The sequence below is a fragment of the Streptomyces lonarensis genome (assembly GCF_012033735.1).
Taxonomy (GTDB): domain Bacteria; phylum Actinomycetota; class Actinomycetes; order Streptomycetales; family Streptomycetaceae; genus Streptomyces; species Streptomyces lonarensis.
This window is the reverse complement of sequence record NZ_JAAVJD010000256.1, coordinates 1-7,154: the sequence shown is the minus strand read 5'-3', so window position 1 is coordinate 7,154 and position 7,154 is coordinate 1. Positions and strand designations below refer to the sequence as shown.

Annotated in this window: 6 protein-coding genes and 1 pseudogene; all 7 read left to right on the top strand. The window is 74.3% G+C overall.

Going from position 1 to position 7,154, the window contains the following annotated elements; genetic code table 11:
- Positions 1-210 precede the first annotated feature (210 nt).
- Positions 211-1,263 carry an asparagine synthetase A gene (locus HCN56_RS22065; RefSeq protein WP_167973856.1) on the top strand — a complete coding sequence of 351 codons (1,053 nt, stop codon included), beginning with the start codon at positions 211-213 and terminating at the stop codon, positions 1,261-1,263.
- The gene (locus HCN56_RS22060; RefSeq protein ID WP_167973854.1) at positions 1,260-2,582 is read left to right on the top strand and encodes a glutamate synthase-related protein; all 1,323 of its coding nucleotides are present in this window, start codon (positions 1,260-1,262) and stop codon (positions 2,580-2,582) included. Before HCN56_RS22065 ends, HCN56_RS22060 begins: the two co-directional genes overlap by 4 nt.
- Positions 2,579-3,502: a 3-oxoacyl-[acyl-carrier-protein] synthase III C-terminal domain-containing protein gene (locus HCN56_RS22055; RefSeq protein WP_167973852.1), complete on the top strand. Its 924-nt coding sequence runs from the start codon at positions 2,579-2,581 to the stop codon at positions 3,500-3,502. The genes HCN56_RS22060 and HCN56_RS22055 overlap by 4 nt, the downstream gene beginning before the upstream one ends.
- Before the next feature lie 17 nt (positions 3,503-3,519).
- Complete coding sequence (locus HCN56_RS22050; protein WP_167973850.1) at positions 3,520-4,899, top strand: preATP grasp domain-containing protein; 1,380 nt, start codon at positions 3,520-3,522, stop codon at positions 4,897-4,899.
- Positions 4,892-6,226: an alanine racemase gene (locus tag HCN56_RS22045; RefSeq protein WP_167973848.1), complete on the top strand. Its 1,335-nt coding sequence runs from the start codon at positions 4,892-4,894 to the stop codon at positions 6,224-6,226. Before HCN56_RS22050 ends, HCN56_RS22045 begins: the two co-directional genes overlap by 8 nt.
- Before the next feature lie 109 nt (positions 6,227-6,335).
- Positions 6,336-6,596, top strand: a complete 261-nt coding sequence (locus HCN56_RS22040) for an acyl carrier protein (protein ID WP_167973846.1) — start codon at positions 6,336-6,338, stop codon at positions 6,594-6,596.
- Positions 6,597-6,599: 3 nt separating this feature from the next.
- Positions 6,600-7,154 (top strand): annotated as a pseudogene (locus HCN56_RS22035) (hypothetical protein); the annotation flags it as partial.

Below are 7,154 nucleotides of genomic sequence, written 5' to 3'. Positions count from 1 at the left end.
GCGAACGCGGCCCGCAGCGCGCGGCCCACGTTCTCGTCCAGCGAGAGCACCGCCCGGACGAACTCGCGCGCCTGGAGGTAGACCTCGCTGTCCCCGCCGCCGACCGGTGCGGGGGCGGCCGCCGCCCCGGCGCCCCGGACCGCACCACCGGCAGCGCGGCACCGCGCGCCGGCCCTCCCCGCACGTCCCGCCCCCGACCTCGGAGAAGAGATGCCGCACCCGACCGCCTCCCTCACTCCCCCCGCCGACGGGCCGGTGACGCCCGAGGGCGCAACCGCCGCCCCGGCGCCGCTTCCCCCGCCGATCGGGGACCACCTGCGCACCCCCGCGCTGCGCGACGCGATGCTCGTGCAGCAGGAGGCGCTGCACGCCGCCCGCGGCTACCTGCGCGGCCAGGGGTTCGTCGAGCTGCTGCCGCCACTGGTCGGCCCGGTCACCGACCCGGGCGGCCGCGGCGCCAAGGCGCTGGACGTCGACTACTACGGCCGACCCTACAAGTTGATGACCAGCGCGATCCTCTACAAGCAGGCGTCGCTCAAGGGCTTCCCGAAGCTGTTCTACATCGCCCCCAACGTCCGCGTGGAGCCGCCGGAGACGGCAGGCACCGGGCGGCACCTGGTGGAGTTCCACCAGATCGACGTCGAGTGGGCCGGCGCGGACCGCGCCGCGATCCGGACCGTCGTCGCCGGGCTGCTCACCGAGGTGAGCGACCACGTCTGGCGTGCCGTGCCGGAGGTGCTGGAACGACTGGGCCGGGACCGCCTGGACTTCGCCGAGCTGCTCTCCGGCAAGGTCGGCGAGTGCACCCACACCGAGGCCGTGGCGCGGCTGCGGGCGCTGGGCCACCCGCAGTCGGCCGACGCCGAGATCGACTGGGAGGGCGAGAAGGTCCTCTCCCTGGAGTCCGACCGGCCGTTCTTCGTCAACGACTACCCGAAGGGCTCCCGCGGCTTCTACGACCGCGAGGACCCGGCACGCCCCGGTGTGCTGCGGAACTTCGACCTGATCGCGCACGGCGGTTACGGCGAGCTGGTCAGCGGCAGCGAGCGGGAGTCCGACTACGCGACGCTGGTGACGCGGATGCGGGAGAGCGGCGAGAACCCCGCCAAGTACGCCTGGTACCTGAACCTCGCGCGTGAGGGCATCGAGCCGTCCGCCGGCTTCGGCATGGGCGTGCAGCGGCTGGTGCGGTTCCTCACCGGCCTCGACTTCCTGTGGCAGGTCAGCGCCTACCCGAAGCTCCCCGGGGTGGTGGCGCCGTGACCGCGCTGCGCGCACCCGGGTTCCCCGAGGACGCCGTCCGCGCCCGGGCCCGGAACGGCACCGCCGAGGCCTTCCCGGCCCCGGAGGGCTACGGCTCCCTGCTGTACGGCGCCACCGCCGGGACGACGCCGGCCGGCCCGCTCGACGCGTTGGACACGGCGCGGCTGGTGCCGCCGGTGTTCATGCCGCGGCGGCTGGAGAAGCTGATCGAGCTGGCGCGGGAGCCCCGCCACGACGACGTCGACCTCACCACCGCGGTCGGCGGGTTCCGCTCCTCGCTGCCGCTGTACCTCTCCGCCTTCGGCTCCACGCGGGCCGGCTCCGGCGACCTCTCGGTGGCCGCGGGACGGCAGGCGGCCCGGCTGGGGCTGCCGATGGTCATCGGCGAGAACATGGTCCCCGTCCACGGGTACCGGCGCGGTGGCCCCGACGCGGAGCGCTCCGCGCTGCTGTCGCGGATCGCCGCCTACCGCGACGAGGCGGCCGACGGCACCGGCGGCGTCGTGGTCCAGCAGAGCACCGAGGACGCCGACTCCGAGGTCTGGAACCTCGTCTACTCCGATCCCGACTCCCAGTCGCTGCTGGCCTCCGGGCGGCTCGGCTTCGAGCTCAAGATCGGGCAGGGCGCCAAGCCCGGGCTGGGCGGCATGACCGTCACCGGTGAGGCGGAGGCGGCCCGGCTGGCCGAACGGTTCGACCTGCAGGACGTGTTCGGGCCCCACAGCGGTCGGCAGCTGCGCTGCGCCAGCCCCGGCACCTTCACCGAGGAGATCGTCCGCCAGCAACTCCGCTTCATGCGGAACAACTTCCCGCTCGCCCGCATCTGGGTGAAGCTCCACCCCGGCCGGGACGTCGCGGACGCGGCGCGGGTCGCCTGGGAGGCCGGCGCGGACGCGGTGACCGTCGACGGTGCCGAGGGCGGCACCGGATGGGCGCCGCACTCCTTCCTCTCCGGCGTCGGGCTGCCGCTCGCCGAGTGCCTGGACCGGATCGCCGCAGCCGGCGGACCGGGCGACCGCTGCCTGCTGGCCTCCGGCCGGATGTGGGAGGGCGGCCGGGCGGTGCGCGCCATGGCGCTGGGCGCGCGGGCTGTCGGGCTCGGCCGGGCCGCGCTGGTCGCGGTCGACGAGGACCCGCGGGACGGGCTGGTCCGCCTCGCCGACGCCCTGGCCCTGGAGGCGCGGCTGCTGATCAGCGCGCTGGGCAAGTACCGGGCGGCCGACCTGGCGACCGAGGACCTGTGGTGGCCCGGCACCGCGCCGGCGGCCGCGCCCGGCGCCGTCGTCGCCGCCCCGGCCGACGGGGAGGTGGCGGCATGACCACGCTGGTCGACGTCGCGAGCCACTTCCCCGGCAGCCCGCTCCCCATCGAGCAGGCCGGCAACGAGGCCGACATGCCGCACATCAAGATCTTCCGCCGGTACTTCGGGCTCGACACCGTGCACCGCGCCCCGGGTGTGGAGACCCACCGGCTGCACGCCGCGGCCGCCGGCTCGCTGTCGATGCTGCGCGGCCGCGAACACCTGGTCCGCTACGTGGTGATGGCCCGCTCCATCGCCACCGGGGCCGCGTCGACGGAGGAACCGCCGGAGCAGCTGTGCCGGGTGCTGGGGCTGCCCAACGCCGTCGCCTTCACCGTCACCCAGCACGCCTGCGCCGCCGGACTGCTCGCCGTCCACCTCGTCGGCGACATGCTCGCCGCCGACGGCGACCCCGAGGCGCTGGCACTGGTGCTGGCCGGGGAGCGGGTCGCCACCGAGGACCTCCAGATCGTGCCGCGCTCCACCGTCCTCGGCGAGGGCACCGCCGCCGTACTGGTCGGCCTCGGGGGCGAGCGCGACCGAATGCTCTCCTACGTCACCCACACCCGCGGCCGGTTCGCCGACGGCATCCCCCCGCACCCGGTGGAGAAGGACTTCTTCCGCGAACACCAGGTGCTGCTCGCGCAGACACTGCGCGAGGCGGCCGCCGCGGCCGGCACCACCATGGAGCAGCTGCGCCTGATCCTGCCGCACAACGTCAACACCATGGTGTGGCGGAAGCTCTGCGAGGACCACGGCTTCGACGAACGGCAACTGTTCCTGGAGAACGTCCGGTTCAGCGGCCACTGCTTCGGTGCCGACAGCTTCCTCAACCACGTCACCGCCCGCGAGCGGGGGCTGCTCGCTCCCGGCGACCTCTACCTGATGGTCGGCGTCGGTCTGGGCGCCACCTACTCCGCCGCGGTCTTCCGCCACTGACCCCCGAGGGACCCACCATGCTCCAGCAGACCCTGACCTTCACCGAGGGCGTGAAGACCGCCTGCGGCGCCGCACCCGGCACCCCGTTCGTCCTGCTCGGCAACTTCGAGGTCGAGGACGAGTGGGCCAAGGGCGAGACCGGGTTGCCGAGCGTCGGCGGCCGGTCGGCGGCGGCGATCGTCAACCGGATGGACGAGTTCGCCCTGCTCCTCGCGGGCGCCGGCGACCACGTCGTCCTCAAGTCCCGCCCGGACAACGGCTATCTCGACTACCTCGACGGCCTGGGGCTCGACCTCCCCGGCATCCTGGTGACCGACGTCAACGACCCGGCGCACACCGTGGCCGTGGACGCGCTGGCCTCCCCCCGGCTCCAGCAGCGGCTGCACGAACTGGCGCTGGGCGGCGCGCGGTTGTGGCCGCACGGCATGTCGGCGCTGGAGGAGCGGCTCTGCGCGCTGACCTCGCTCACCCCGGCGCTGCCGCCGGCGGCGCTGGTCAAGAGGGTCAACAGCAAGATCTACAGCCGCCGGCTCGCCACCGAGCTCGGTCTGGCGCAGGCCCGCGGCTGGGAGTGCGAGAGCGCCGAGGAGTTCGCGGAGGTCGCCCGGGCGGCCGCCGCCACCTCGCTGGCCGGCGGGCGGCGCGTCGGTGTCAAGGACGCCTACGGGGTCTCCGGCAAGGGCATCGTCGTCGTCGACGACGAGCGGCGGATGCAGCAGTTGGTCCGCATGGTCCAGCGCACCGCCACCCGCTCCGGCAACCCGTGGTTGTCGCTGGTCGTGGAGGAGTGGGCCGACAAGGCCGTCGACCTCAACTACCACTTCACCGTCTCCGTCGACGGCGGCGTCCGCTTCGACTTCGTCAAGGAGGCCATCACCGACCGCGGCGTCCACAAGGGCCACCGGTTCCCCGCGCGGATCTCGGACCGCCACGCAGCCGAGGTCGAGGACGCCGCGCAGCGGATCGGCGCCCGGCTCGCCGCCGAGGGGTTCCACGGCCCGGTGGGCGTGGACGCCATCATCACCGCCGACGGCGAGCTGCTCCCCGTGCTGGAGATCAACGCCCGCAACAACATGTCGACCTACCAGACGCGGCTCCAGGAGCGGTTCGTCCGGCAGGGCTCGCTGGCGACGGCCCGCCAGTACGACATCCGCCCCGCCGGCCACCGCCCCTTCGCACGGACCCGGGACATCCTCGGCGAGCTGCTGCTGACCGCCGAGGACGGCCGGGGGCTGCTGGTCAACAACCACGCCACCGTCAACGCCGCAGCGACCGGCGAGGGCCCCCACAACGGGCGGCTCTACGGCCTGCTGATCGCCCGCGACGAGGCCGAACTCGACGCCCTGGACACCGCCATCGCCCACCGCCTCGCCGAGGAGAACGCCGACCATGAGTGACACCACCACCCCCGCCCCGGCCGCCGCCGGCGCCCCGGACCCCACGCCGACCGTGCAGGGCATCGGCTTCGCCGAACTGGCCGAGCGCTTCGGCACCCCGCTCTACGTCTACGACGGCGACGTCATCGCCCGCCAGTACCGCGGGCTGCGCGAGGCGCTGCACCCCGCGGTGGAGATGTACTACTCGCTGAAAGCCAACCCCAACATCAGCGTCTGCGCGCTGCTCCACTCGCTGGGCGCGAGCGCGGAGGTCTCCTCGCTGACGGAGCTGGTCACCGCGCAGCGCGCCGGGGTCCCCGCCGAGCGGACGATGTTCCTCGGCCCCGGGAAGAGCCGCACCGAGATCACCGCCTGCCTGAAGGACCAGGTGACGCTGATCTGCGAGTCGTTCGGCGAGCTCGCGCTCATCGACGAGATCGCCGCGGGACTGGGCCGCACCGCCGACGTGGCGCTGCGCGTCAACCCGAGCTTCGCCGTCAAGGGCAGCGGACTGACGATGGGCGGCAAACCCCGGCAGTTCGGCATCGACGAGCAGGCGCTGCTCGACGCGCCGGACCTCGCCGGCCGCCACCCGCACGTGCGGCTGAGCGGTTTCCAGACCTACATGGGCACCCGCATCCTCTCCGCCGCCGTGGTCGAGGAGAACACCTCCCGCATCCTGGACCTCGCGGAACGGCTCGCCGACCGGCTCGGCGTCCCGCTGGACGTCGTCGACGTCGGCGGCGGCCTGGGAGTGGCGTACTTCCCCGGGGAGAGCGACCTGGACCCGGTGGAGGTCGCCGAGCTGGTCAACCCGCACTTCGAGCGGTTCGTCGCCCGGCACCCGGGGACCCGGCTGGTCATGGAGCTCGGCCGGTACCTCGTCGGCCACAGCGGCACCTACGCGGCGCGGGTGCGGTACGTCAAGGAGTCCATGGGCGAGCGGTTCGCCGTCGCCGACGGCGGTACCAACCACCACATGGCGGCGGTCGGCATCGGCTCGTTCGTCAAGCGCAACTTCCCGATGCGGCTGCTCAACCGCGCCGCCGCGGGCGAGGCGGTCCCGTGGAACGTCACCGGCCCGCTGTGCACCCCCAACGACACGCTCGGCAAGGCCGTGGCCCTCCCCGAGGACCTCGCGCCCGGCGACATCGTCGGCGTGGAGCGCTCCGGGGCCTACGGCCCGACCGCCTCGCCGGTGTACTTCCTCAGCCACGGCTACCCCGCCGAGGTCCTGGTCCACGGCGGCCGCGCCCACCTCGTCCGCAGCCGGGACGACGCCGAGTCGCTGCTCGGCAGCCAGATCCTGCACGACGTCACCGCCCCGGACCCCGCCCCCGCCGCCTGACGCGCCCGGCGCCACCGCGCCCGCACACACACCCGCACCCGCACCCGCACGCACCACGCCCGCGACCGCCGCCCGGCGGCCGCCCCCGACCCTCCCGAAGGAGCACCCCATGACCACCGCCGCCGCCACCGGTCAGCAGTACGTCACCGCCGTCGTCGCCGCCCTCTCCGAGGTGCTCGGCGAGCCGCTGCCCGACGCCACCCCCGCCACCCGCCTCTTCGACGAGCTGCACCTCGACTCCACCAGCGTCCTCAGCCTGCTGATGGCGCTGGAGGACTCCCTGGACCTGGAGGTGGACCCGGAGAGCCTGGAGCAGCACCACCTGGAGACCGTCGGGTCCCTGGCCGGCTACGTCGCAGAGATCCGGTGACCGGTGCCCTCCTTCCGGCGCGATGACGCCTCCCGCGGCCGCCCCGCCGCGGCGCCCCGTCTCAGCAGCGCCCTCACCCTGCACTTCACCCGCGAGGACCGCGGCACCGAACCGGACGACATGTGGGCGTACAAGCGCCACTGGAACTTCCTCTCCGGCCGCGAACTCGACCACGGATGGCTGGAGTCGGCACCCGCGGTCAGCTACCACGACATGGCCGGCGCCGTGGGCCGGGCCCTCGGGCCCGAGGCGCTCGCGGAGGTCGACCTGATCGTCTTCGCCATGACCGTCGCCGACTGCCGCCACGCCTCCATGGCGGGCGCCCTCCTCGCCGGCATGACCGACAACGACGCACACGTCCTCGGCGTCTCCGAGCAGGGCGTCGCGGCGCCCTTCACCGCGCTGCGGATCGCCACCGGCCAACTGGCGTCCGGCGCCCGGCGCCGCGCCCTGGTGGTCGTCGCCGAACAGTCCACCCTGCCGCCGTGCCCCGTCGCCGGGACCCGCCCGGCGCGGGACGCCGCCGTCGCGCTGGTGCTGGACGCCGGCCCGGGCCCC

What these genes read in the sequence shown, in the direction of transcription:
- HCN56_RS22045 (WP_167973848.1), top strand. Translation starts at nt 4,892, where the DNA reads ATGAGTGACACCACCACCCCCGCCCCGGCCGCCGCCGGCGCCCCGGAC.
- HCN56_RS22065 (WP_167973856.1), top strand. Translation starts at nt 211, where the DNA reads ATGCCGCACCCGACCGCCTCCCTCACTCCCCCCGCCGACGGGCCGGTG.
- HCN56_RS22050 (WP_167973850.1), top strand. Translation starts at nt 3,520, where the DNA reads ATGCTCCAGCAGACCCTGACCTTCACCGAGGGCGTGAAGACCGCCTGC.
- HCN56_RS22040 (WP_167973846.1), top strand. Translation starts at nt 6,336, where the DNA reads ATGACCACCGCCGCCGCCACCGGTCAGCAGTACGTCACCGCCGTCGTC.
- HCN56_RS22055 (WP_167973852.1), top strand. Translation starts at nt 2,579, where the DNA reads ATGACCACGCTGGTCGACGTCGCGAGCCACTTCCCCGGCAGCCCGCTC.